This window comes from Natronococcus jeotgali DSM 18795, from assembly GCF_000337695.1.
GTDB classification, from domain to species: domain Archaea; phylum Halobacteriota; class Halobacteria; order Halobacteriales; family Natrialbaceae; genus Natronococcus; species Natronococcus jeotgali.
Window position 1 is genome coordinate 116,006 of sequence record NZ_AOIA01000116.1, and the last position, 24,330, is coordinate 140,335.

Here is a 24,330-nt window from a genome sequence, read left to right on the forward strand (position 1 = left end):
GCCGCGACGGTTCGATCCTCGATTCTCGACTTCCGTGCTCATCTATAACAACATTTAATGTACGACGTACACATTATCTGTGTATGGATAGGGACACTGCCGAACCGAACGTGGACGCGTTCCCCGGACCCAACGCCCGCGAGTGGGTCGAGTTCCACGGGGAGAACGCGGCGCCGAGCGAGTACTCCCACGAGTTCGTCTGGGACGTGACCCGCGAGGCCGACGGCCCGTTCGTCACCGACGTCGACGGCAACGTACTGCTCGATTTCACGTGTCACATCGGCGCCGCGCCGCTTGGCTACAACAACGAGAAAGTCACCGACAAACTGCGGGCGTTCGATCTCGTCGAGCCGATGAAGATCGCTGGCCAGGACATGTACTTCGGCGCGGGTCCGACCCCCGAGGAGTCGGCGGTGCCGGGCTCGAGCCACCTGATGGAGAAGCTGGTCGACGTCTCGAGTCAGTACGGGATGGACACGGTCTTCCTCTCGAACTCCGGCGCGGAGGCGATGGAGAACGCGATGAAGATCACCCACGACTACCGGGCGCCCGCGAAGTACGGCGTCGCCTTCGCCGGGAGCTTCCACGGGCGCACCTTCGGGACGCTGTCGATCACCAAGTCCAAGGAGGTCTACACGCGTCACTACCCTCAGATCGACGGGATCGAGACGGTGCCGTTCTGTGCCGATCGGGGCTGTGACGCCGACAGCTGCGACTGCGGGTTCTTCGCGAACGGCGGCTCGCAGCTCCGGAACTCGCTGTCCCCGGAGGGCGGCCACATCAACCCCGACGAGATCGCGTTCCTGACCCTCGAGCCGATCCAGGGCGTCGGCGGCTACCGCTTCCCCAGCGAGGCGTTCATGGAGGAGGTCGCGGCCGTCACCGACGAGTACGACATCCCGCTGGTCGTCGACGAGATCCAGTCCGGCGTCGGTCGCACCGGCGAGATCTGGGCCTCCGATCACTACCCGATCGAGCCAGACGTCATCTCGGCGGCGAAGGCGCTTCGCGTCGGCGCGACGATCTCCCGATCGGAGATCTTCCCCAGCGAGAAGAACCGCCTGGGCTCGACGTTCGGCGGGGGCGATCTACTCGGTTCGATGATGGGCGCGCTCACCCTCGAGGCGATCGACGAACACGATCTGCTCGAGAACGCCACCGACCGAGGACGGCAGGCGAAGGAGTTGCTCCGGGACGACGCGCCCGACCACGTCGTCGACGTCCGGGGCAAGGGCCTGATGCTCGCCGTCGAGTTCGACACCCCAGAGCGCCGCAGCGCCGTCGTCGAGGAGTCGCTGCGCCGCGGGCTGTTGACCCTCGGCTGCGGGAAGAAGACGATCCGGCTGCTCCCGCCGCTGGACTCGAGCGAACGCGAGATCGAACTCGGGATCGGGATCTTCAGCGAGGCGATCGAAGCCGCGGGTCCGAACGCGAGAGTCGCCGAGCGGTAGTCGTCGGACGCGGAATCCTTATTCGGCCCAGTACGCCTCGCCGGGTTGCTCGCGGAAGAGGGCCCGCTCAAGGAGTTCGACGGCTTTCTCGAGGCCCTCGCGGGAGCTGGTCAGCGAGTCCTCGTGTTCGATACTGAGCGCGCCGTCGTAGCCGACCATCCGCAGCGTCGAGACGACGTCTTTCCAGTGGCCCTCGCCGTGGCCGTAGCCGACCGAGCGGAACAGCCACGAGCGGTTCGGCTCGTCGTCGTAGGCCGTCGTATCCAACACGCCCTTCTCGCGGGCCTGTTCCTCGTAGACCTTCGTGTCCTTGGCGTGGAAGTGGTGGATCGCGTCGCGCTCGCCGAGATACCGGATCGCGTCGGTGATCGAGATATCCTGCCAGTACAGGTGGGAGGGGTCGAAGTTCGCGCCGACGCGGTCGTTCGTCTCCTCGCGCAAGCGGGCCATCCCGTGGGGTTCGTACACGAGCATGTTCGGGTGCATCTCGATCGCGAGGTCGACGCCGCGGTCGTCGGCGAACGCGGCGAGATCCGACCAGTAGTCGACGGCGACCTCCCACTGGTAGTCGTGGGCGTCGGCGTGCTCGGTCGGCCACGGCGCGGTGATCCAGTTCGGCACCTCGTCGTCGGGGCCGCCCGCGGGCAGCCCGGAGAAACAGGTTACGGTACCGACCTCGAGCTGGTCGGCGAGTTCGATCGCCTCGCGGAGCTCGGTGTCGGCCTCCTCGGCCCGCTCCTCGTCGGGGTGCAGCGGGTTGTTGTGCGTCGCGAGCGCGCTGATCCGCATCTCGAACTCTCCGAGTAGCTCCTCGAGCTCGAGCTGGGCGTCCTCGTCGTCGAGGTACTCCTCGCGAACGAGGTGGTCGTCGCCGGGGAAGCCGCCGACGCCGGGTTCGATCGCGTCGACGCCGATATCCGAGAGGTACGCCAGGGCGCCCTCGAGCGATTCGTCCGCGAGCGGCGGGGTGTGTACGCCGATATCCATACGGACGAACGGTCGTGACGAGAGTCCATAAATCCGGGTGGAGTCACCTCCCGTCTGTCGACGGTAGACGGTCTATGGGTCGAATTTCCTCGGAAAACGCGGCGCTCGATGCAGGTTCGATCGGGACGGTTCCTCGATCCGTGACGGCGAATCCGCGACGGGTCCGCACCCCCGCTCAGTACAGCTGCTGTTCCTGCTCGTTTTGTTCCTGCTCGCGTTCCTGTTTTGCCTGCTGGCGCTTGCGCCCGCGGCGGTACTGCCTGATGCCGGGGATGACCTTGTTCTTCACGTCCAGAGCGAACGAGACGATCCCGTAGATCCAGAAGAAAAACAACACGAGACCGCCCCCGTAGTAGACGACGGGAACGAGGCTACTCACGCTGACCACCGGATTCGGCCGCCGCCTTCGTTCGCTCGGCCTCCGAGAGGTCGACGACGCCGTGTGCCAGCGCGTCGCCCGACGCGGTGTCGAACAGGTGGATCTTCGAGCGGTCGAGCACGACCGAGATCGATTCGTCCTCGTCGATTTCGGTGTCGGGATCGACGCTCATCAGCAGCTGGTTGGCGGCGCTCGCGGCCTCGTCGCTGGTCATCGAGGAGCCGCTGGTGCCGTCCAGCGAGAGGTAGACGAAGATCTCGTCGCCCATCGGCTCGAGGACGTCCGTCGTCGCCTCGATCACTTCGGAGGAGTGATCGATATCGTCGTCGTTTCTGGTGAGGTGGATGTCCTCTGGACGGACGCCGGCCGTGATTTCGTGGCCGGGATCGACGCCGAGTTCGGCCGTATCGAACTCGATGTCGAAGTGTTTGGTCGTAATGCCGCCGTCGACGAGTTCGCCTTCCGTGAAGTTCATCGACGGCGAGCCGATGAAGCCGGCGACGAACAGGTTCGCGGGCTCGTTGTAACAGGTAAGCGGGGGGTCGATCTGCTGAAGCTGTCCCGCGTTGAGGACGGCGATCCGATCGGACATCGTCATCGCCTCGGCCTGGTCGTGGGTGACGTAGATGATCGTCGTGTCCAGTTGCTTGTGCAGGCGCTGGAGTTCGGTCCGCATGTGGACCCGCAGTTTCGCGTCCAGGTTCGCCAGCGGCTCGTCCATCAGGAAGACGTCGGGGTCGCGCACGATCGCGCGGGCGATCGCGACCCGCTGTTGCTGGCCACCGGAGAGCTCGTTGGGCTCGCGGTCGAGCATCCCCTGGAGCTGGACGATCTCCGAGGCGTCTTCGACTCGGCGGTCGATCTCGTCCTGATCGTACTTCCGAAGCCGAAGTCCGAACGAGATGTTCTCGTAGACGTCCATGTGGGGGAACAGCGCGATGTTCTGAAAGACCATCGACACCCCCCGGTCCTTCGGCGGCAGATTGGTGACGTCGGTTTCGCCGATCCGGATCGTTCCCTCGGTCGGCTTGGTGAGGCCGGCGATGGTCTCCATCGTCGTCGACTTTCCACAGCCCGAGGGGCCGACGAAACAGACGAACTCCCCGTCTTTGATATCGAGGTTCATCTCGTCGACCGCGACGACGTCTTCGTAGCGCTTCGTGACGTTGTTGAGTGATACGCGTGCCATGTGTTACTCCTTGAGTCCGCCCGCAGTTAGTCCGCTAACGATTCGTTCCTGTGCGACGATGACGAGAATCAGGATCGGGATGACCCCGACGATGCTCGCCGCCGCCATGAGGTTGAAGTCGGTCGTGTACTGGTCCTGGTAGCTCAGAATTGCGCCGACCAGCGGCGACCAGTTCTCGGGGACGTTCTCCAGGGCCATGATCGAACTGAAGAAGTACTCGTTGTAGACCGAGATGAACGTCAACACGGCCGCGGTCGCGACGCCGGGCGCCGACAGCGGCATGATGACCCGAAAGAGCGCACCCAGGCGGGTCGTTCCCTCCACGCGGGCGGCGTCCTCGAGTCCGTCGGGGATCTGGGAGTAAAACGTCGTGAGGATGAAAATCGCCAGCGGCATGAACAGCGCGCTGAACGGCAGGATCATCGACCCCGGCGTGTTCACCAGCCGCGGCGGCTGGAACAGCTCGATTCCCAGAAACGGGATCACGACGGCGTTCCCGAGGAACGCGTCGAACAGCGGGATGAGAAACGCCGCCGGCGGGAAATAGGAGATCATCAACACGGCGAGCATGAGCGGTCCCTTCCCGGGGAACTCGAGGCGGCCGAAGACGTAGCCGGCGAGGCTCGCGATGAGAAGCACGATGATCGTCGTTGCGGTGGCGAGGACGAAGCTGTTGAACACGTGGAGGTGCAACGGGACCTGCTGGAACACGTCGACGAACGCCTCGGGGTTGAACCCCTGAGGGTGCGGGAACTCGATCCCGACGACGGGGAGCGACCAGTCGCCCGTGAGGATCGAACTGTTCGGCGTGATCGCGAGCACCAACAGCCAGTAGAACGGGAACAGCGTCGTGACGAGGAAGAAGGCGGACGCGACGTAAAACAGCGCCCGGTAGAGCCGGGCGCGCTTCTCGTCGTCCCCGATGACGCCCTGTGTCCATCGCGCGAGCACGCCGTCGTCGGAATCCGTCGAATCGGATCGCGATTCGGTTGTCGTAGCCATCTCAGAATCCCTCCTTGAACTGCCTGTAGATAACGATCATCGCGAGGGCGCCGATGATCCCCGCCGTCACGAACGCGATCGCCGACGCCAGCCCGCGGTTCGTGTTGAACGTCTCGACGACCATACACGACAGCGACGGCACGACCGTACAGCTCGAGGTGATGTCGACCAGCCCGTAGATCCGCATCGCGTCGATCGTCCGGAAGAGGACGGCGACGCCGACCGCCGGCAGGACCAGCGGCAGCGTGATCAGCCTGAACTGCTGCCAGCGACTCGCGCCGGCGACCTTCGCGACGTCGTAGAGGCTTCGGTCGACGCTCTGGAGGCCCGCGAGGATCAACAGCGCCATAAACGCCGTCGTCTTCCAGATGTCGGCGATGGTGACGATGATCAGCGCGCTCAGCGGGTCGTTGAGCGTGTTCGTCGGCGCGAGGATCCCCGCGTTCGCGAGGTACTCCGTCAGGAACCCGGTGCTCGGGTGGAACATCAGGTAGAAGATCATTCCCTGGATGACCAGCGGGATCGCCCACGGGATGATGATCGCAACGCGGACGAGACGCCGTCCCCGGAACTCACGGTCGAGGATCAGCGCCTGTCCGAACCCGATGACCGTCTCGAAGAAGACGCTCACGACGGTGAACAGAAGCGTCACGATCAGCGCGCTCCGGAACCAGCCCTCGACGTGGACGAACGGGAAACTCGAGCTCGTAGTCACCTCGGGCAGGAACGTCGTGGATCCCGGGAAGTCCGGATCGCGCTCCCCGGTGAACATGTCGACGTAGTTCTGGAACCCGACGAACTCCGGATCGCCGGTGCCAAGCACGTTGACGTACATCGACAGCTCGAAGGTTCGCAACAGCGGATACAGCGCGATCGATCCCAGGATGATGAACACCGGCACCAGCAGCAGGTACGCGAACGCGGTCTCTCCCAGGTTCTCGAGCCACCGCGTGATCGCGACGAGCGGTCCCGACCGCCGCGACTCCCGGCTCGCGGTATCCGACTTTTGTTCCGTGCTCATGCTTACGATTCGCTTTCTTCGAGTGCCGACTGGAGCTCAGCCGCCGCGTCCGCGGGAGTCGCGTCTCCGGCGACGGCCTGGTTGAGCTGCTCGGCGATGATCTCCGCCTGGGAGGGCCACTGCTCGGTGACGGGGCGGGGCATCGCGTTCTCCCCGGCCACGCGCAGCGTCTCCATGTAGTTCCCGATCGGCCCGACGGAGTCGGGGTTCGTCGCCTGTTCGTCCTCGAACAGCGCGGGTTTGGGGGGAAGCCAGGCGACCAGCTCGAGCATGCCGAGATTGAAGTCGTCCTCGGTCATCGCCTGCATGACCTGCACGGCCTCCTCGGTCCGCTCGGAGTTGGGGTTGAGGCCGATGTGCCAGCCGCCCTGGGCCGACGCGGTTCCGCCGGCGCCAGGCTGGGCGGCCTCGCCCTCCTCGACGGCGTAGGGGATCGGCATCGCGCCGAGGTCGTCGGGACCCTCGAACGGGTAGTCGTCCCCGTTGAGCGTCGTCGGAACGATGTACGGCCAGTTTCGAAGCATCGCGGTCCGGCCCGACGAGAACGGCTCGCGGGAGCCCTCCTCGCCCCAGGACGTGATGTCCGTCGGCGCGATCCCGGTCGGGTACTCCTCGAGGGTGTTCTCGTCCTGGCCGTCCGCGACGAACGTGTACATCATCGCGAGGGCGTCGATGAACTCCTGCTCGTCGACGGTAACGGGTCGGTCGCCGACGGGACCGCCGAGGTTCTCCTCGCCGCCGAAGTAGGCACCCCCGAACGACGTCATGACCTCGTTGAAGCTACAGCAGGAGGTTCCCTCGTAGATGTCGAACTGGGTCGCCAGCCCGGTCTCGGCGTCGGAAGCGTCGACCATCTCCTGGGTGATCTCGGCCCACTCCTGCCAGCTCATCGGTTCGGTCGACCACTGCTCGAAGTCGCTGTCGTCGTAGCCGGCCTCGCGGGCGTAGCTCTTGTTGTAGTACAGGCAGCCGTAGTCCGGAAACAGTGGGAGCGCCATGAGGTCCTCGCTCTCCGGATCGCGGGCCGTACCGACGAACGCCTCGAAGTACTCCTCGTCGATCAGGCTCAGCGTCTCGTCGTCGAGCTCCTCCGAGAGGTTCGCGAGGTAGCCGTTCTCGACGAGCACGTTCGTCCACCCCGTGTCGCACATCATGAGGTCCGGCTCGGACTCGCCCGCCTCGATCAGCTGCGAGTAGGCGTCGCGCTGGTCGCCGGTATCGTCCGACTGGGAGCTGAAGGAGATGTCGATCTCCTCGTCTAGTCCGTTCTCGTAGAGCAGGTCCGGCATCCCGTCCTCGACGTCGCTGATGGTCGTCGATCCCATCGCGATGACGACGGAGTCCCCGTCGCCGCCGTCCCCGTAGATACACCCTGCCAGACTGGCCGTCGCCCCGGTCGCGCCGGCCGCGGCGACGAACGTCCGTCGCGAGACGCTTGATTCGCTTTCGGTACGCCCCCGTGAATATCTGTCACTCATGAACTGTAATATTGAATTGTACCTATTTATAATTGCTGCCTTGGGTACAACGGATGTAGTTAACTTCTCACACTCGGCCCGAGCAACAAGGGTCGATCGCCCCCTCGGGGCTCGACGGGCCGCGGATCGTCCGATCCGGCGGCGATCGACCTCAGGTCGCCGACTCGAGGGTGATCCGGACCGCCTCGACGTCCTCGACGATCGCCCCCCAGCCGCCGACGGTGCGCGTTCGGCCGTCGCGCTCGAGCGCGAACGCGGCCTTCCCCGCGAACTGCGTGATCGGCACCGCCCCCCCGTCCCCGCTCGAGCGGCCGGTGTAGTCGACGTCCGTCACCGTTCCGGAGGCGGTCGTCTCGAGCCCGGTGTCCGTCTCGAACCCCTCGACGGTGGCCTCGATCCGCCGTCCCTCCTCGAGCAGCGATTCGATCCGGCGAAGCGCCTCCCGGATGTCGACGTACGTCGTCGGGAGTTCGTCGTCCCGGGCCGAGTAGACGGGCTCGTAGACGTCCCACAGGCAGGTGCTGAAGTACCAGTAGAAGACGTACGCGTGAGTGCGGTCGTTGACGAGGACGCCGTACTCGTTGGCCGAGTGTCGGTTCGGCGCGAAACACGTCCAGGAGCGGTCGACCAGCGCCACGAACGGTGCGGGGATGCGGCGGTACCGGGCCTCGGTGCACGCCTCGGCGAGTCGCTCGGCCGCTGGCAGCGACGGTTCGGCGGCCGTCTCCGGAAACAGGCACAGTTTCACGTCGGCGCCGGCCTCCCGGGCCGCCACGAGGGCGTCCTCGAGCGCGTCGAACTGCGGGGGGGTGAGCCCGATCTGAATCTGGTGGTCGGCTGACCTGATCAGTTCGTTGGCCCTGGTGAGAACGGTGTCGAACCGCTTGACGATGCTGACGGCGTGATCCTCGATATCCGGTCGGGTCCACCGGGTTTCGATCTCCTCGGCCGCGTCCTCGAGCCGGGTCGCCCGCGAGCGGAGGTCGTCGAGCACCTCCGTGGGATCGCGCGCTCGAGCCTGCAAACTCCCCTGCTCGTAGGTCTCGACGTATCCGCGCTCCTCGAGCCCCCGCAGGACGTCGTAGATCCGCGGATCCGGGACCGAGCTCGCCTGGGCGACGTCGGTCGCGGAGGCCGATCCCCGCTCGAGCAGCGTCACGAAGGCGTCGGCCTGGTAGGGCGAAAGCCCCGCCTCCTCGAGCGTCGCCGCGAGCTCGTCGGGGTTCATTCCCCGATCACCGCGCGGGTCCGTCGCTCGCGTCCTGTGATAGGTAATCGCATAGAACGGAGTACAACGGTAATTGTAAAAAAGACTCTCGTTGGCGCTACACTGAAGGCGATCGGGTGGAAACGCGACCGTATGAGTCGCCTTCTCGAATGGATTCGCCGCCCCGAGTACACCGGTTCGAACCGGTGTTGTCCCTGTACGATCACGAACGGCGCGCTGGTCGCGGCCGCGGTCGCCGCGCTCGCGCTCGCGCGCCGCCGACTGCTCGCCGCCGCGGTCGGCGCCGTCGGACTCGCCTCGATCGGCGCTCGCGGCTACGTCGTTCCCTACACCCCACGCTTCGCGCCGCAACTGGCGGCCGCGCTTTCGCTCGATCCCCACGACCCCGACGAGCCCGGTTCGCTCTCGGGCGTGCCGACCGACGCGGACTCCGCGAGCGACGACGACGCGATCCCGGGCGAGGACGTTCTCGCGGCGCTGCTCGAGGCCGAGGTCGTCGTTCCCGACGGCGAGCAGCTCCGCCTCGCGGACGGGTTCGGGACCGACTGGCGCGAGGAGATGCGCGCGCTGCGCGAGCGCGATCTCGAGGCGCTGGCCGCGCTCGCGGACGAGCACACGGCGTCGGAAACCGAGGCCCGGGTCGGCAGCAGCTTCGGTCGCTCCTACCTCGTCCTGCAGGGCGAAGGGGGGCTCGTCACGCTCCGGCGGGAGATCGCCGTCGCCGAACTCGGCGCCGCCCGCGCCCTCGAGTCGCGGGTCGACGATCCCGCGATCCGTCGGGCCGCCGGCAAACCGCTGCGCTCGCTGCTCGAGGCGTGTCCGCTCTGTGACGGCCCCCTCGAGATCACGCAGTCGACCTGCTGTGGCGAGGTGACGCCGATCGGCTCGCTGCCCGCGGAGAAGCTGTTCTGTCCGGACTGCGACGTTCGCCTGTTCACCTTCGACCGCGAGCGCTGAGCTACTCGTCGTCCCCGAGTTCCCGTACCGCCTCCCGGTTCGGCAGCGCGGTCATCGCGCCGGCGGCCGTCGTCGCCGCCGCGCCGACGGCGTTGGCGAAGGCGAGCGCCTCCTCGAGATCCGCCGCCTCCGACAGCGCCGCGATCGCGCCGGCGACGAAGGCGTCGCCCGCCCCGGTCGTGTCGACGACGTCGGCGTCGTAGCCGGGGTGGCTGGCGGTACCCGACCAGGGGGCGTCCGCGTCGGCGACCGCGAGGGCGCCCGCCCCGCCCCGCGTCGCCAGCACCGTCGACGGCCCGTCCTCGAGCGCGAGGGCCTTGCGGGCCGTCGCCTCGACGTCCGCGCCCGCGAACCCGAGTGCCTCGAGTTCCTCCTCGGCGGCCTTCAGCACGTCGACGTACTCGAGCGCCCTTCGAACGACGTCGCGAAACTCGGCGTCGTCGGCCCACAGCTCGGGCCTGGCGTTCGGGTCGAACGAGACGGTACAGCCGGCGGCGGCGGCGCGCTCGAGCAGGTCCAGCGTCGCCTCGCGCGAGGAGCCCGCCGAGAGCGCGACCCCGCCGGCGTGGACCCACTCGAGGTCCGCGAGGGTCGCGTCGTCGATCCGACCGGGCTCGAGGCGGGTATCGGCGGTGCCGTCGCGGTAGAACGAGAACTCGCGGTCGCCCGTCTCGTCGTGGGTCACGAAGGCGAGCGTCGTCTTCGCGTCGGGGTCGCGCTCGACGAACCGGTCGGGCAGCCCGCGGTCCGCGAGGGTCTCGGCGAGGTAGCGACCGAACGGGTCCTCCCCAACGCGGGTCCAGAACAGCGGCGTCCGCTCGAGGCGCTCGAGCGCGACGGCGACGTTCGCGGGCGCGCCGCCGGCGCGTCGGTCGAACCCCTCGACGCTCGAGATCGGACCCGGTCGCTCGGGCAGAAAATCGATCAGCGTCTCCCCGGCGATCAGGATGTCGTGTGTCATACGTTCCCGTTGAATCCCCCGGCGATAAGGCGTTACGGACCTTCCCCGGTCAGAAGACGAGCAGGAGTCCCACCACGACGACCGAGACGTACGCCGTGACGGCGGCAGCGTAGGTCGCGAACTCCCGCCCGTCGAAGCCGTAGATCGAGAGCACGCTGGCGAACAGGAACGCGAGCCAGAGGTTCGAGACGCCCGCGCCGTACATCGTCGCGACCAGCGCCTTCGCTCCGGGCGGGTACCGCGCTCCGTACCCGCCGGTTCGAGGCCGTTCGGCGATCGTGATCCGGCACTGTCATCTACCAGCTACCGGATCCAGAAACCGGAAAAGGTACAGCCTGATTCGGAGCGGGGCCGACGCTCCCGTTCGAGCGCGGGTCCGTTACTCGAAGCCGCCGCGGTGAACGATCTCCTCGAGGGGTTTGCGGTCGCTTGGCTCCTCGCGGTCGCGAAGTTCCTCGGGGAGGCTCTCGGGGGGCGCGCGCTCGCCGATGGCGGCCATCGCCTCGACCTCGTACTCCTCGGGAACGTCGAGCACCTCGGCCGCGCGCTCGTAGTCGAAGCCGGCCATCCCGTGGACCGCGAGGCCGCGGCGGGCTCCCTCGAGCGCGAGGTTCTGCCAGGCGGCGCCCGTGTCGAAGGAGTGGACGGGCGCGGGCTCGCCGTTGTGGTCGAAGGTGGTCTTCGAGACGATCACGACGAGGACGGCCGCGTCGGTCGCCCACTCCTCGTTGCCCCCCAAAAGCAGGTCGGCGAAGGCGTCCCACTCCTCGTCCTCGCGGCTCGCGTAGAGGAAACGCCAGTGCTGGTTGTTGAACGCCGAGGGCGCCCACCGGGCGGCCTCGAACAGCGGCAGGNTCCGAGCTGATACATCGTGCTCGATATCGTCTCACTGGTCGGGTTCGCGGTGGTCGGCGACCTCGTCTCGGATTTCGCGTCTCTCGGCGAATTCCTGCATACGCCGGGCTAGACGCCTGCGACGTATGACTGTTCCCGGACGCTCGAGTCACCCGGTAACGGTCGCGCCGTCGGCTCGCGTTCACACGGCCCACTCGCGGGAGACGGCGAACCGCGATGAACCGAGCACGGGGTCCGACTCGAGGTCGAGTCGACGAACTATCCGAGCGCGATGTCGAGGTACAGCATCACGATTGTCCCGAGGATCGTCCCGAGGGTGGCGACGCGCTCGTACCCGCTCGCGTGGGTCTCGGGGATGATCTCGTCGCTGATGACGAACAGCATGGCGCCGGCGGCAAACCCCATCGCGTAGGGGAGCAAGGCGGCGACCGACTGGACCGCGTAGGCGCCGAGGACGGCCAGCGGGATCTCGACGACGCCCGACCGAACGCCGGCGAGCACGGCGTAGAACCGCCTGTTCAGCCCGGCGTTGACCGCCGCCAGCGACACCGCGAACCCCTCCGGAACGTTCTGGATGCCGATCGCGAGCATCAGCGGGATCGCCGTCTCGAGGTCGCCGCTGCCGAAGCCGACGCCGACGGCGAGGCCCTCGGGCATGTTGTGCAGCGTGATCGCGAGGACGAACAGGACGACGGCCGCGAGACGGTCGTCGTCGACCGGGAGGTCGGTTCCGGGATCGGCGGCGTCGGGCCGTCGTCGCCCCGAGAGCAGGAAGTGTGCGTGGGGAACGAGCAGGTCCGACCGGTCCAGAAACAGCGCGCCGAGGGCGACGCCGACGAGGACGGGAACCGGATTTCCGTCGGCGTAGGTCTCGACGCCGGGGATGATGAGGCTCGTGAAACTCGCCGCGAGCATGATCCCCGCGGCGAAGCCCAGCGCCCCGTTCATCGCCCGCTCGGAGGGGTTCCGCCAGACGAAGATCAGCGACGCGCCCAGCAGGTTGAGCGCGGCGATGACGAGCCCGCCGACGAGGCCGTGGACGACCGGGTCGGTGCCGAACAGCCCCGTGAACGGATCGGCGACCACGCGCTATCGCCTCCGGAGCCGAGCGCGTCTCGCTCGCGCGTCCGGGTCGGCCAGCCGCCGCGCTCGACGATTCATACCGCCTCGTAGAACGTCGAACGAAAAGAAACTACAGGGTCGCGTTCAGTCGTCGGCCGTCGCGGGCGCGCCGCGATCCAGCTCGCCCGCGTCGAGTTTCGCCTCGACGTTGCGGGCCGCCTCGACCATGTTGGCCATCTTGCCGTAGGCGACCTCGCGGGGCAGCAACTTTACGCCGCAGTCCGGCGAGACGACGAGCTGTTCGGGCGGGACGACCTCGAGGCCCTTCTCGATGTTGCGCTCGATCTGCTCGACGCTTTCGACCTCGCCGACGTGGACGTCGGTGACGCCCAGCGCGAGGTCTTTCGTGAACTCGGGGTCCTTGAAGACGTCGAGCTGGTCGTAATCGCCGTTGGCGAGCTCGAGGTCGAACTCGTCGACGGGGAACTCGAGGATCTCCGGGTAGATCCGGGAGTAGTCGCCGTAACAGACGTGCAGCCCGATCCGGACCTCCTCGGGGATTTCCGCGACGATGCGCTCGAGGGCTTCGCCGACGATGGCGTGGTCGTCCGGCGTCGTCGCCAGCGCGGGCTCGTCGATCTGGATGTAGCGGGCGCCGGCGTCGACGAGCTTCTCGATCTCCTCGTTGACGAGGTCGGCGAGGTCGTAGGTCAGCTCCTCGTCGTCGTCGTAGGCCTCGTTGAACGACCAGTTCGCCAGGGTGTAGGGGCCCGTGATCGGGACCTTGACCGGGCGATCGGTCGCGCTCGCGGTGAACTCGTACTCGTCGACCAGCCAGCTATCCGCGTACTCGACCTCGCTCACCACGGAGGGTTTGTCGAAGTAGTTGTGTCCCCACACCTTGACGGGGCCGTTGAACTCGTAGCCCTCGATGCGGTGGGCGAAGAACTCGACCATCTCGTTGCGCCGCATCTCGCCGTCGACGACGACGTCCAGGCCGGCGCGTTCGTGTTCGTCCGTGATGAGGCGGGCGGCGTCGTCTTTCGCCTCCTGGTAGTCCTCCTCGTCGAACCCGTGGTCGGGGTCCTGGTAGAGCTCCTTCGCGCGGTTGAGCCACTTGGGCTTCGGGTAGGAGCCGACGACCGTCGTCAGCAGGAAGCTGTCGTTCTCGTGCTCGTCGGGTCGGAACTGATCCTTGTTCTCGTTCGTCATGCTGCTTTCACCTCCGCGATCTCGGCGGCCTCCGCGAGGGCGGCGAGTTTCTCCTCGAACTTGGCGTAGGGCAGGTAGAACGTCTCCGTGTTCGTCGTCAGGTAGACCGTCTCGAAGTCGGTGACCGGGATCTGCTCGTAGACCCAGTCGACGCGGTCCCGGATCGCCTCGGGCTCCTCGACGAGGGTGTTCTGGCCGTCGGCCAGCCCCAGCGAGACGTCGTCGGTCGCGCCGTACTCCTGGAGGTTGTAGACGTTATCGTCCCGCTCGGCGACGAAGTCGAAGCCGACCGCGTCGATATCGGCGTCGAGCAGGTGGGCGTAGACCTTCTCCTCTAAGGCGCCCCAGTAGGGCTGGACGACGACGTCGGCGTCGGTCGCGCTCGCGACCCGATCGATCGCCTCGCTGGCGCGCTCGTCGAGGCCGTCCTCGGGGGCCGATTCGACCAGCGACGGCTCGAGCAGGAACAGCGTCTCGACCTCGGGGAAGGCGTCGACCTCGCCCGCGAGGAAGTCGGCGATGGCCGCCAGGAACTCGGCCTCGTCGCCGTAGTGGTCGTCGGTCGCGAGGTCGGAGAGCGAGTACGGGCCGGGGAGGACGGCCTGCAGGTCGTCGCCGTCGACGAACTCGGCCGCGGCCTCGAGCTCGCCCGCGACGTCCCCGGAGAAGTCCAGTTCACCCTGGACCACGGGGTCGCGGTAGAAGTTGTTGTTGTCGTAGTAGCGGACGATCCCCTGGGTGTCGACGGCGTCGTGTACGGCGAGGGGATGGGCAAGCATGTCGTCCCAGCGCAGCTGGCCCTCCGAGACGCGGTCGAGCCCGGCCTCCTGCTGGACGCCGACGACTTCCTCGCGGGCCTCGTCGTAGGCCGTGGCGATCTCCGCGTCCTCGTCGCCGTCGATAAGGTCGCCCTTCTGGTGTCCCTTCAAGTCCGAGAGGTCCTCTTTCGCCCAGTCCGGGAGCGGGAACAGCCCCGGCGTGGTCGAGACGTAGTCGGTCATTCGTGACCCCGGCTAGGCTATGCCGGGGCTTAATATTTTCCATACGATGGAATACGCAGCAGTAATTCTTGCAGGTTCCGCGGGGACGCCGACCGACCCCGCTCCGGCCGCGAGGCGGGGCGCGGTCGGCGAGTACCGTCGCGCTACCCGCCGCTCGAGCCCGGTCAGCGAAACAGCTCGAGCACCGTCAGCGTCTCGAAGGGAAAGGAGTGATCGGCGACCGCGGCGGCGCTGAAGCCCTCCTCGCCGGCGCACTCGGCGACCGCGTCGACGTCGGCGAGGCTGCTGACCAGCAGGTAGACGACGCCGCCGGGTGCCAGGACGCGGCCGACCGACGCGAGGAAGGGATCGATGATCGCCCGGCCGTCCTCCCCGCCCGACAGCGCCCGCTCCATCCAGTCGTCCCACTCGGTGTCGGGCTCGGTCGGCAGGTACGGCGGGTTGAAGGCGACGGCGTCGAACGCGCCGTCGACGAACGGCGAGACCAGGTCGGCGCGAACGGTCTCGATCCCCACCTCTCGAGCCTGTCGCACGGCGTGTGGGTTGAGGTCCGAGGCGATCACGCGGGCGTCGGTCTCCGCGGCGATGCGGCCGGCGACGTAGCCCGACCCCGTTCCGACCTCGAGGACGGTCCGACCGCCGCCGGGACCGTCCCCGACGTTCGCGAGGCGCTCGCAGACCGCGTCCGCGAGCAACCGCGAGTCCTCGGCGGGCTGGTAGACGTCCGTTTCGATACCGCGTCGTTCCTGAAGATCCATTTATTCGTCCTCCGGTGGCGCGTACCGTCGTTCGTTCGACTTCCGATCCGTCTCCGCCTGCCCCGTCCGCTCGTCGCCGATCCGGAAGCCGCCGGTCTCCTCGCGACCGCTGAGCTCTCGCTGCGGGTAGGGGATCTTGATTCCGGCGTCCTCGAACTCGGCTTTGATCGCGTGGATCGCGGCGCTCCGGGCCTCGGCCTCCCGTCTGGCGCTGGGTTTGTCGATCCAGAACCGCACCCCCAGTAGCACCGCCGAGTCCTCAAGCGACTTGGTGACGACCTGCGGCGAGGGCGCCCCGAGGGAGTCCTCGAGCGCTGCGACCGCCGACTCCGCCAGCTCGCTCGCCCGCGCGACGTCGGCCGCGTAGTCGACGCCGACGTCGACCTCGACCCTGATGCGGCCCCGCTTCGAGCGGTTGGTGACGACCCCGGCGGAGATGACGTCGTTGGGGATCATGATGTACTCGCCGTCGAACGAGCGGATGCGGGTGTTGACGATCGAGATGTCGGTGACGATCCCCTGATCGCCCTCCACCTCGATCCAGTCGCCGATCTCGAACGGGCGAGCGAACATCAACACGAAGCCCGCGAGGACGGTGCCGAGAACCTGCTGGGCGGCCATCCCGATGACGATCCCCAGAAAGCCGGCCCCGACGAGCAGGCCGCCGAGGTCGTCGACCCACAGTGCGAGGATGACGATCGACGCCACCGTCAGGATGATCACCTGCGAGAGCCGCTGGGTGACCTCGCGCTGGTGGGCCGTCACCGCCGACGCGGAGCTGAACACCTCCTCGATTACCCGTTCGACGACCCGCACGGCGATCACCGCCGCGAGTGCGAGGACGAACGTGAAGACGCCGCGGGCGACGGCGTCGCCGCCGACGTCGTACTCCGCGTAGAGGTACTGCAGATTGTTGGTCTGTCCCCAGACGCCGACGATCACCGCCAGGCTGATCGCGCAGGTGCCGACCAGCAGCGCCGTCGCGACGACGTCGCTGTACAGCGGACGCAGCCGCTCGCTGAGCCGCTCCTGAAGCTGCTGGAACGAGAGGATCACGGCGATCAACGCGCTGGCCGCGAGAAGCGTCACCGCGATCCGGGCCGGCGTCGCCTCGAAGACGTCGGACAGCCAGTCGAGGCCTACTGTTGTGGTCATCGTTCCGTTCCCGCTCGAGTCGGCGACCCAGCCACCTGTATCCGTCGGTGAGATCGTTTCACGGGCGGTTTCGGTTGTATTAGCCGTCCTCCGGTTCGCCGACCTCGAGGGACAGCGTCGCCAGCTCGGCGAACTCCGTCGGAGTCATCGCGTCGGCCCGTTTCTGCAGGAGCTCGTCGTCGGCCGCCTCGACGACCGCGTCGGGCGAGCCGAGGTTCGTGATGTGGGCCGTGTTCCGGATCGCGTTCCGGATCGTCTTCCGGCGCTGGGTGAACATCGCCTTCACGAACCGCAGGAAAAAGGCCTCGTCGCCGACCGCGTAGTCGGGGTCGCGGGGCTCGAGTCGGACGACCGCGCTCCGGACAGCCGGCGGCGGCGAGAACGCCTCCTTCGGGATCGACTCGACGAGTTCGGGCGCCGCGTAGTGCTGGGTCGACACCGAGAGCCGCCCGTACTCGCCGGTCCCCGGCTCGGCGACCATCCGTTCGGCGAACTCCTGTTGAAACATTAGCACGAGCGGGCGCTTCTCGGGCAGCAGCCGGAACGTGATCTCGCTCGAGACGCCGTAGGGAAGGTTCGATACCGACGCCGAAAAGTCGGGTAGGTCGACCTCGAGGGCGTCGCCCTCGATCACGGTCAGTCGCTCGTCGTCGATCTCCTCGCGGAACTCCTCGCGGAGGAAGGCCGCGAGCTCGCGGTCGCGCTCGACGACGGTTACCTCGTCGGCGATCGCGAGCAGTCGGTCGGTCAGCGCGCCCGTTCCGCCCCCGATCTCGAGGACGTGACTCGTATCGGCGCCGAGTTCCGTCAGGTACGTCGGCAGTCGATCGAGGACGCGGTCGTCGACCAGAAAGTGCTGGTCGCGGTCCGGATCGCCGCGAACGCCGGCGCGGGCGATCAGATCGTCGGGATCTCTCATCGCCCCCGCTAGCGGCGGGGGCGGTGTAAACGCACCGTCTCGGCTCCGGCGTCGGTGCGACCCGAGGGCGGACCACCGCGGCCGAGCGGAGACGACTACGACTGGTCGCGGACGTACGTCACCGGACAGGGCGCGTTGAGCATGATCTTCTGGGCGGTGCTGCCGAACACCGCCTTCCCCGCGGGCGAGCGCTTTCGCCCGCCGACGACGATGTTGTCGGCGCCGACCTCCTCGGCGATCCGGAGGATCTCGGACTCCCGGTTGCCGACCGACGCCCGCACCTCGACGTCGATCCCGGCCTCCTCGAGGCGGTCGGCGATCTCGCCGACCGGTTTCGTCTCCCGGGCGACCTTCTCGGCCGGGAGGTCCCGGCTCTGAATATCGAACCCGATCTGCGCGACGGCGTCCGGGTAGCTCTGTACGTCGTCGTCGTACTCGTCGGAACCGACGACGTGGGCCACGACGACCGTGGCGTCGACCGGTTCGGCGACGTCGATCGCGTGCGAGACGAGTTCGTCGATCCGATCGCTGTCGCCCGTTCCCACCGGGAGCAGAATCGTCGAAAGCATTGGTATCGATTGACGCGGTCGTCTCTTAAATGTGCGGGACCGCGGACGCGTCGGGGCGCCCCACGGCGGACGAAGGCGTCGACGGCTGCGGTCGCGCGCGATTCCGCACTCACTCCCCGTCCTGCTGGCGGCCGACGAACGTGCGGTACTTCAGGTCGTCGTCGCGAAGCTCCTCGAGGATGCGTTCGACCAGCACGTCGCCGGGGTCGTGCAGCCCCGAGACGCGCTCGGAGAGCTCCTCGAAGCTCTCGAAGGGCTTGCGCTTTCGCTCCTCGAGGATCCCGTTGCGAAGCTTCTTGCCGATCCCGGGCAGGAGGTTCAGCTGGTGGAGCCGCAGCGTGATCGGCTGGGCGTCGTTGTAGAAGTCGACGAACCGCTGTTCGTTTTCCTCGACGAGGTCCTCGACGACGTACTCGAGTTCGGTCTGGGCGCCCGACGAGAGTTCCTCGTACTCGACTTCCTGACACTCGACGACGGCGTCGCGTTCCGCCGTCGGTTCGATGACGACCTCGCTGCCGATAGTGAGCCGCGTGTCCTCGTCGAACGCGACCTGGTAGAGCCGGAAGTCCTCGACGTCGAGGGCGTACCCCGCGGGCGACTTCGCGTACTGCGGCCGGCCGTCGTCCGAGAGCCCGTGTGCGAGGTAATCCAACACGACTGCGCGGCGAACGTCCGTCCCGTCGCTGTCGGCTTCGCTCATTGGGTGACGGTACGGCGACGCCGCACTTAAAGAATCGGCCCGCCGTCAGGCGTACTGCGCGACGACGTCGAGAATCTCGTCGAGTTCGTCGCCCGACAGCGAGTAGCGCTGCTGGGCGTACACCGATCGGAGCTCGTCCCGGTTTCGCGGGAGGAGGTCGGTGATCTTGTACGCGGTCGGCTCGTCGACGTACTCGAGTTCCTGCAGGTCCGCGACGAGCTGCCGGGACTCCTCGGACTCGAGGACGGCGAAGCGATTCGTGTGCTCGATCGCTCGCGCGAGTTCGTAGCGCAGCTCTCGGTCCTCGTCCATCGCGCGTTCGGCCTCGATGTCGGCGAGGAGCTCCTTCGTCTCCGAGACGGTCAGGTACTCCTCGTCGACGATCTCTTTGAAGATCGTCATGCGTTTCAGACGCTGACTTCGTCCTGGTCCTGTGCGCGGAGGTGGGCGGCCGTGACGATCAGCGTCTTGTCCTTGCCGCCGTCGTCGATCTGTACCTTGAAGGCGGTGCCTTGCTTCCCGACGACTTCGCCGGTGTGGCCGTCGAATCGCGGGTGGAAGCGCCCGTTCTGAATGCTCGGGTCGATCTTCAGGTGGACCTTCTGTCCCTCGTCGTACTGCTGAATCGCCCGCTGTGGCGGAGAGGCGCCGCGGCTTCGCGGATCGTTCGAGAGCTTGTCCCGGGTCCCTTGGCGAGGTCCATTAGAGTTCGGCATAGTCGTACGGCCCTCTTACTTCGTGACGGTTATAAAACGCACGTTCCGCCCTCGCGTCGGTTCCGAGCCGAGTCGGGCCGGCGAAAGCCCGGTGGCGCCCGTCGATCGTCACGGTTCCGAACGCGGGTCCGGCGCGACCTCGAGCCGCCGGCGCCGCCGCGTCGCCGCGACCTCCGTCGCGCCCGCGACGAGAAGGACGGCGCCGACGCCCGCGAGAACGATCGTCTCGACCGGTGCCGACAGCAGCCCCGTAACGTAGTAGCCCGTCAGCGACCCGACGAGAAACCCGAGGTGGATCGCGACGACGCTGGCGATCACCCAGCCCCGACCGACGGCCGCGTACAGCCCGGCGATCGCGACGGTCTCTCCGACGGCGTGTCCCGTCAGCAACGCCAACCCGACCAGTCCGAACGCGGCGCTCGCGGTGTAGACGCCCGCGACGAGGACTCCCTCGACGGTCCGGTGAAGCAGTACCGCGCCGAAGGCGGCGTCAGCGCAGCCGCCGTAGGCCGAAACGCCGCTGGTTCGATCGACCCACGCGATCGACCCTCCGAGCGCCGCGCCGCCGACCGCCACGGTCGGTTGCTGCGTAACGGCCGAGAGCAGCGCGACGACTCCGAGGACGACCAGCAGCACTGTCACCTCGACCCGCGGTTCCGACCCGTGACCCGACTCGGCGACGAGTCTCGACCGGTAGTACCACGCCGCTCCGAGCCCGATCGAGACGCTGAGAACCGTCGAAACGCCGATCGCCACGGCGAACGGAACCGTCGAAGCCTGGCCCTGCGCGCCCGCCTCCGCGCCGTGGGCGCCGACGACCGCCGGCCATATCGAGAGAACCGCGAGGGCGATCGCGGCGGTCGCTCGACGGACTCTCATGGGCTGGTTTCGGTACTGGCGTTTCATTCGTCGATCATAGACGGTGATGGCAGGGGGAGCGATCGTGGACCCCACGTCTGTCGTTCGACCGCTGCTGCTACATCCAGATGTCGCTCGTGCAGTCGCCCTCGGGCCACCGAATCTCGTGGGCGCGGGCCGGCCCCTTGGGGAGGGTACCGAAGTCGACGAGGAACTTCTCGTCTAGGACCATCGTTCCCTCGCGGGGGTCGACGTCGACTTTCAGCATGACCGAGCCCTGCTCGGCCTCCTCGGGGAAGAACTGGTCGTCCCAGCTCGAGTACAGCGACGTCGTGAAGTACAGGCGCTCGCCGTCCAGCGAGAGCTGGAGCATCTGCGGGCCGGCGTTGATCGTCCGCCCCGCTACCTCTCTGCGGTCGCCGAAGAGCCCGCCAACGGAGACCGTATCGACCAGCCGCGGGTTCGCCCGGTCGGAGATGTCGTACATGCGGACCTCGCCGTGGAGCCAGTTCGAGAAGAACAGGTAGCGATCGTCCATCGAGACCACGAGGTCCGTGATGAGACCCGGCACCGGCATGTCCCAGTCCTCGTGTTCGCGCGGCTCGACGTCGATGACCTTGTCGGCCCGCCACTCACCGCCGGCTCGCGGTTCGTCACCGCTCGCCCCGTCCGCGGCGCCGCGCGCCGCGCTCTCCCTGTAGAGGTGGAACATGTTCGAGGAGAGCGCGGCACCGACGTAGGCGTGTTCGGAATCGGGACTGTGCAGGAAGCGGACCTCCAGCGGGACGAGCCCCTCCTCGCCGAGGTCGATCGTCTGCTCGACGGTCCGATCCTCCCAGTTCCAGAAGTGTAGCTTCCGGCCGTAGTTTCCGGCCTCGACGTCCTCGAGGTCGAACCCTGGCTGGTAGGTCGCGGGGGCGGCCCACTCGGAGGAAACCATCACGTTCCGGCGCGGCTGGTACCAGAAGTCGTAGTTCATCTCGATGTCGCCGGGCGCGTCCCACCGCCCTTCGACCTCGAAGTCCGCGTCCAGGAGGAGGAACCCGCCCGGAAGATCGCCGTCCGCGTTCCCGAGCATGCTGATCATGATCTTCTCGTCCGGAATGCAGTGGACGGTGTGGGGTGCCGACAGGTCGTGCTCGAAGACTGCCTCGGGTTCGACGACCGTCTCGAGTTCGGGGTGTCGCGGGTCGTCGGTGTCGACGACGTAGATCCGGGACGAGCGGTTCCCGGGAACGACGAGATACCGCCGCTGTGCCCCCTCGACGTGGCAGGACGACGAACACGCGTTCCAGCCGAAGTGGTGTAACTCGTCGCCCTTGACGCGCATCTCGATTCGGTCGACGATCTCGCAGTACGTCTCGGAGTCGGGATCGAGGTCCACGACGGCCAGCATGTCGGGCGCGTCGACGTCCGTACCGACGTACAGCGCCGGCACGTACGCGATCGTTTCGCGAGCCGCTTGCTCGATGGCGGCCTGGGGCGTTTCGTAGCCCACGTCACTGACGCGGTGGTCGTGGTGACCGTGAGCGTGGCCGGCGTGATCTGAACTGGAACCCATGCAGTATATTCCGCCGCCAAGCAGCATAAACAAATAGTATGGATAACTAGTTACATTAGTTCGGTCCTGTATTTTAATGGGACGGTACGCCGTGGCAAGGAGGCGGGTGGGTACGCTCCGGAGGGCGATCACGTGGAACGGAACGGCGGTCGCCAAGCCGCGACAGTCCGCGTGACGCGGGACTCGCGGCGTATTCGTCAGTATCACCTACCTTCGCCGCGTCGGCCCGGGTATGGACGACGACCAGTTCCGGTTCGAGACCCGATCGATCCACGCCGGACAGGAACCCGACGCGGAGACCGGCGCGCTGATGACGCCGATCCACGCCAACTCGACCTACGAGCAGGATGCCCCCGGGGAACACCGCGGCTACGAGTACTCCCGGACCGGAAACCCCACTCGAACCGACCTCGAGGCGAACCTCGCCTCCCTCGAGAACGCCGAGTACGGCCGGGCCTTCGCCAGCGGGATGGCCTCGATCAACACCGTCCTCAACCTGCTCGAGTCCGGCGACCACGTCGTGACGGGCAACGACGTCTACGGCGGCACCCACCGAATCTTCACGCAGGTGTACGAGGACTACGACGTCGACTTTTCGTTCGTCGACATGACCGATCTCGACGCCATCGAGGCGGCGTTTCGCGATGAGACCGAACTGCTGTGGCTCGAGACCCCGACCAATCCGCTCATGTCGATCGTCGACATCGAGGGCGCCGCCGAGATCGCCCACGCCCACGACGCGCTCTGTGCGATCGACAACACGTTCGCGACGCCGTATTTGCAGCGTCCGCTCGAGCTGGGCGCCGACATCGTCTCGCACTCGCTGACGAAGTACCTCGGCGGTCACTCCGACGTCGTCGGGGGCGCCCTGCTGACCGACGACGCGGACCTCGACGAGCGCTTGGGCTTCTACCAGAACTCCGTCGGCGCGACGCCGGGCCCCTTCGAGAGCTTCCTCGTCCTCCGGGGGACCAAGACCCTGCCCGTCCGGATGGATCGTCACTGCGAGAACGCCCGCGCCATCGCGGAGTGGCTCGACGATCACCCGGACGTCGATCGGGTCTACTACCCCGGACTCGACTCTCACCCCGGCAACGGGATCGCCCGCGAGCAGATGGACGACTTCGGCGGGATGCTGAGCTTCGAACTCGACGCGAGCCTCGAGGAGACGAGCGAGGTCGTCTCGAACACGGAGGTCTTCACCCTCGCGGAGAGCCTCGGCGGCGTCGAGAGCCTGATCGAACAGCCCGCGCCGATGACCCACGCCGCGATCCCCCGCGAGGAGCGACTCGAGGCCGGGCTCACCGACGGCCTCGTCCGCGTCTCGGTGGGAATCGAGCACGCCGACGACCTGATCACCGACCTCGAGACGGCGATCGAGTCGGCGCTGCACTGAACGACGGGACGCAACGCTTTCCTCCCGCCTCGCCGAATCGCGAGCCATGACAGACGAGGACCCGGGCGTCTACGCGCTCCCGATCACCGTCGACTACGGCGGCCGCGAACTGACCGTCACCCCCTCGGCCGTCGAGACCGACCGCGGGCTGGTGCTGATCGACGTCGGCCCGCCCGGCGCCGTCGACGGGCTCCGGACCCACCTCCGCGAGCTGGGATTCGACCTCGAGGACGTCTGGTGTGTCGTCGTCACCCACCACGACGGCGACCACGTCGGCGGGCTCGCGGAACTGCTCGAGCGCACCGACGCGGTCGTCGCGACCCACCCCGAGGAGGCGCCGTACGTCCGCGGCGACCGGGACCCGATCAAGGGCGACGGCGACGACTACCGCCCGGTCGGGGTCGACCTCGAGCTCGTCGGTGGCGCCCGCGTGCCCACCGTCGCGGGCCCGATGGAGATCGTCGAGATCCCCGGCCACGCGCCGGGGCACGTCTCCCTGCAGTTCTCGGACCACGACCTGCTGCTGGCAGGCGACGCGCTCGTCGCTGACGGCGACGAACCGCTCTCCGGCCCGAAGCCGGAGTTCACGCCCGATATGGAGCGCGCCGCCGAGTCGGTCGGTCGCCTCGCCGCCCTCGAGGTCGGACAGGTGGTCTGCTTCCACGGCGGGTACGTCGAGGCCGACGACGAGCGGATCGCGGAGATCCACGCCGCCCTTCGGGAGTGACGGTCACTCCTGGACGACGTGGCCCTCGAGGTAGTTTCGAATCTTGTCGTTGCTCGACTGGACCCGTTTGCGGAAGGTGAGAACCCGATCGCCGTCCTCGCGGCGGTCGGCCTCGATCTCGAGAGTCAATCCCTGATCGAGGAGGTGCTCGAGCAAGGCCTCGATCGTCTCGTGGCTGGCGCGGACGG

At 67.3% G+C, this 24,330-nt stretch carries 25 protein-coding genes and 2 pseudogenes; 4 read left to right on the top strand and 23 right to left on the bottom strand.

The genetic code is table 11. The features are described from left to right. Nucleotides 1-83: 83 nt before the first annotated feature. Nucleotides 84-1,451: an aminotransferase class III-fold pyridoxal phosphate-dependent enzyme gene (locus tag C492_RS12800; RefSeq protein WP_008424189.1), complete on the top strand. Its 1,368-nt coding sequence runs from the start codon at nt 84-86 to the stop codon at nt 1,449-1,451. A gap of 18 nt (nt 1,452-1,469) precedes the next feature. On the opposite strand, the gene C492_RS12805 is transcribed toward C492_RS12800, so the two are convergent. The 7 genes from C492_RS12805 to C492_RS12835 form a co-directional block, all read right to left on the bottom strand. Next, nucleotides 1,470-2,438 carry a sugar phosphate isomerase/epimerase family protein gene (locus C492_RS12805; protein ID WP_008424191.1) on the bottom strand — a complete coding sequence of 323 codons (969 nt, stop codon included), beginning with the start codon at nt 2,436-2,438 and terminating at the stop codon, nt 1,470-1,472. Between the two features lie 175 nt (nt 2,439-2,613). Then, on the bottom strand, nt 2,614-2,817 hold the full coding sequence (locus C492_RS12810) for a hypothetical protein (RefSeq protein WP_049893048.1): 204 nt from the start codon (nt 2,815-2,817) through the stop codon (nt 2,614-2,616). Further along, nucleotides 2,810-4,006: an ABC transporter ATP-binding protein gene (locus C492_RS12815; RefSeq protein WP_008424195.1), complete on the bottom strand. Its 1,197-nt coding sequence runs from the start codon at nt 4,004-4,006 to the stop codon at nt 2,810-2,812. Before C492_RS12815 ends, C492_RS12810 begins: the two co-directional genes overlap by 8 nt. A gap of 3 nt (nt 4,007-4,009) precedes the next feature. Next, nucleotides 4,010-5,008: a carbohydrate ABC transporter permease gene (locus C492_RS12820; RefSeq protein ID WP_008424197.1), complete on the bottom strand. Its 999-nt coding sequence runs from the start codon at nt 5,006-5,008 to the stop codon at nt 4,010-4,012. A 1-nt stretch (nt 5,009) separates the two neighbouring features. Then, the gene (locus C492_RS12825; protein WP_008424198.1) at nt 5,010-6,029 is read right to left on the bottom strand and encodes a carbohydrate ABC transporter permease; all 1,020 of its coding nucleotides are present in this window, start codon (nt 6,027-6,029) and stop codon (nt 5,010-5,012) included. 2 nt (nt 6,030-6,031) lie between these two features. Further along, a complete protein-coding gene (locus C492_RS12830; protein WP_008424199.1) occupies nt 6,032-7,507 on the bottom strand; it encodes an extracellular solute-binding protein in 1,476 nt (491 codons plus the stop codon). A gap of 151 nt (nt 7,508-7,658) precedes the next feature. After that, the gene (locus C492_RS12835) at nt 7,659-8,735 is read right to left on the bottom strand and encodes a TrmB family transcriptional regulator (RefSeq protein WP_008424200.1); all 1,077 of its coding nucleotides are present in this window, start codon (nt 8,733-8,735) and stop codon (nt 7,659-7,661) included. A 132-nt stretch (nt 8,736-8,867) separates the two neighbouring features. Between C492_RS12835 and C492_RS12840 the strand changes: the two genes are divergently transcribed. After that, a complete protein-coding gene (locus C492_RS12840) occupies nt 8,868-9,692 on the top strand; it encodes a hypothetical protein (protein WP_008424201.1) in 825 nt (274 codons plus the stop codon). A 1-nt stretch (nt 9,693) separates the two neighbouring features. Here the strand turns inward: C492_RS12840 and C492_RS12845 are convergent, their stop codons facing one another. From C492_RS12845 to C492_RS12910, 15 genes and pseudogenes are all read right to left on the bottom strand, one after another. Continuing rightward, a complete protein-coding gene (locus C492_RS12845; protein WP_008424202.1) occupies nt 9,694-10,653 on the bottom strand; it encodes a carbohydrate kinase family protein in 960 nt (319 codons plus the stop codon). A gap of 49 nt (nt 10,654-10,702) precedes the next feature. Then, nucleotides 10,703-10,858: a hypothetical protein gene (locus C492_RS23015; RefSeq protein WP_008424203.1), complete on the bottom strand. Its 156-nt coding sequence runs from the start codon at nt 10,856-10,858 to the stop codon at nt 10,703-10,705. A 174-nt stretch (nt 10,859-11,032) separates the two neighbouring features. After that, nucleotides 11,033-11,515: pseudogene (locus C492_RS12850) on the bottom strand (nitroreductase family protein); the annotation flags it as partial. Between the two features lie 251 nt (nt 11,516-11,766). After that, complete coding sequence (locus tag C492_RS12855) at nt 11,767-12,594, bottom strand: ZIP family metal transporter (RefSeq protein WP_008424205.1); 828 nt, start codon at nt 12,592-12,594, stop codon at nt 11,767-11,769. Between the two features lie 120 nt (nt 12,595-12,714). After that, nucleotides 12,715-13,782 carry a methionine synthase gene (locus tag C492_RS12860; RefSeq protein WP_008424206.1) on the bottom strand — a complete coding sequence of 356 codons (1,068 nt, stop codon included), beginning with the start codon at nt 13,780-13,782 and terminating at the stop codon, nt 12,715-12,717. Beyond that, nucleotides 13,779-14,783 (bottom strand): hypothetical protein, encoded by a 1,005-nt coding sequence (locus C492_RS12865; RefSeq protein WP_008424208.1) that lies wholly within the window; start codon nt 14,781-14,783, stop codon nt 13,779-13,781. Before C492_RS12865 ends, C492_RS12860 begins: the two co-directional genes overlap by 4 nt. A gap of 164 nt (nt 14,784-14,947) precedes the next feature. Then, nucleotides 14,948-15,541: a HemK2/MTQ2 family protein methyltransferase gene (locus C492_RS12870; RefSeq protein WP_008424209.1), complete on the bottom strand. Its 594-nt coding sequence runs from the start codon at nt 15,539-15,541 to the stop codon at nt 14,948-14,950. Next, entirely contained in the window at nt 15,542-16,696 is a 1,155-nt protein-coding gene (locus C492_RS12875; RefSeq protein WP_008424210.1) for a mechanosensitive ion channel family protein, read from the bottom strand. A 79-nt stretch (nt 16,697-16,775) separates the two neighbouring features. Beyond that, complete coding sequence (locus C492_RS12880; RefSeq protein ID WP_008424211.1) at nt 16,776-17,615, bottom strand: 16S ribosomal RNA methyltransferase A; 840 nt, start codon at nt 17,613-17,615, stop codon at nt 16,776-16,778. Between the two features lie 95 nt (nt 17,616-17,710). After that, complete coding sequence (locus tag C492_RS12885; protein WP_008424212.1) at nt 17,711-18,184, bottom strand: universal stress protein; 474 nt, start codon at nt 18,182-18,184, stop codon at nt 17,711-17,713. A 109-nt stretch (nt 18,185-18,293) separates the two neighbouring features. Continuing rightward, nucleotides 18,294-18,884: a DUF655 domain-containing protein gene (locus C492_RS12890; protein ID WP_008424213.1), complete on the bottom strand. Its 591-nt coding sequence runs from the start codon at nt 18,882-18,884 to the stop codon at nt 18,294-18,296. Nucleotides 18,885-18,929: 45 nt separating this feature from the next. Continuing rightward, a complete protein-coding gene (locus tag C492_RS12895) occupies nt 18,930-19,286 on the bottom strand; it encodes an RNA polymerase Rpb4 family protein (protein WP_008424214.1) in 357 nt (118 codons plus the stop codon). A gap of 5 nt (nt 19,287-19,291) precedes the next feature. Next, nucleotides 19,292-19,600 carry a 50S ribosomal protein L21e gene (locus C492_RS12900; protein WP_008424215.1) on the bottom strand — a complete coding sequence of 103 codons (309 nt, stop codon included), beginning with the start codon at nt 19,598-19,600 and terminating at the stop codon, nt 19,292-19,294. A 108-nt stretch (nt 19,601-19,708) separates the two neighbouring features. Beyond that, the gene (locus C492_RS12905) at nt 19,709-20,479 is read right to left on the bottom strand and encodes a hypothetical protein (protein WP_152424910.1); all 771 of its coding nucleotides are present in this window, start codon (nt 20,477-20,479) and stop codon (nt 19,709-19,711) included. A gap of 97 nt (nt 20,480-20,576) precedes the next feature. Beyond that, nucleotides 20,577-22,019, bottom strand: a complete 1,443-nt coding sequence (locus tag C492_RS12910) for a selenium-binding protein SBP56-related protein (protein WP_049893044.1) — start codon at nt 22,017-22,019, stop codon at nt 20,577-20,579. A gap of 232 nt (nt 22,020-22,251) precedes the next feature. On the opposite strand from C492_RS12910, the gene C492_RS12915 reads away from it, so the two are divergent. Both C492_RS12915 and C492_RS12920 read left to right on the top strand, forming a co-directional pair. Continuing rightward, nucleotides 22,252-23,415 (top strand): cystathionine gamma-synthase, encoded by a 1,164-nt coding sequence (locus C492_RS12915; protein ID WP_008424221.1) that lies wholly within the window; start codon nt 22,252-22,254, stop codon nt 23,413-23,415. Nucleotides 23,416-23,461: 46 nt separating this feature from the next. Continuing rightward, nucleotides 23,462-24,142, top strand: coding sequence for an MBL fold metallo-hydrolase (locus C492_RS12920; RefSeq protein WP_008424223.1), 681 nt, complete (start codon nt 23,462-23,464; stop codon nt 24,140-24,142). Between the two features lie 3 nt (nt 24,143-24,145). Here the strand turns inward: C492_RS12920 and C492_RS12925 are convergent. Continuing rightward, nucleotides 24,146-24,330, bottom strand: a pseudogene (locus tag C492_RS12925) (RNA ligase); the annotation flags it as partial.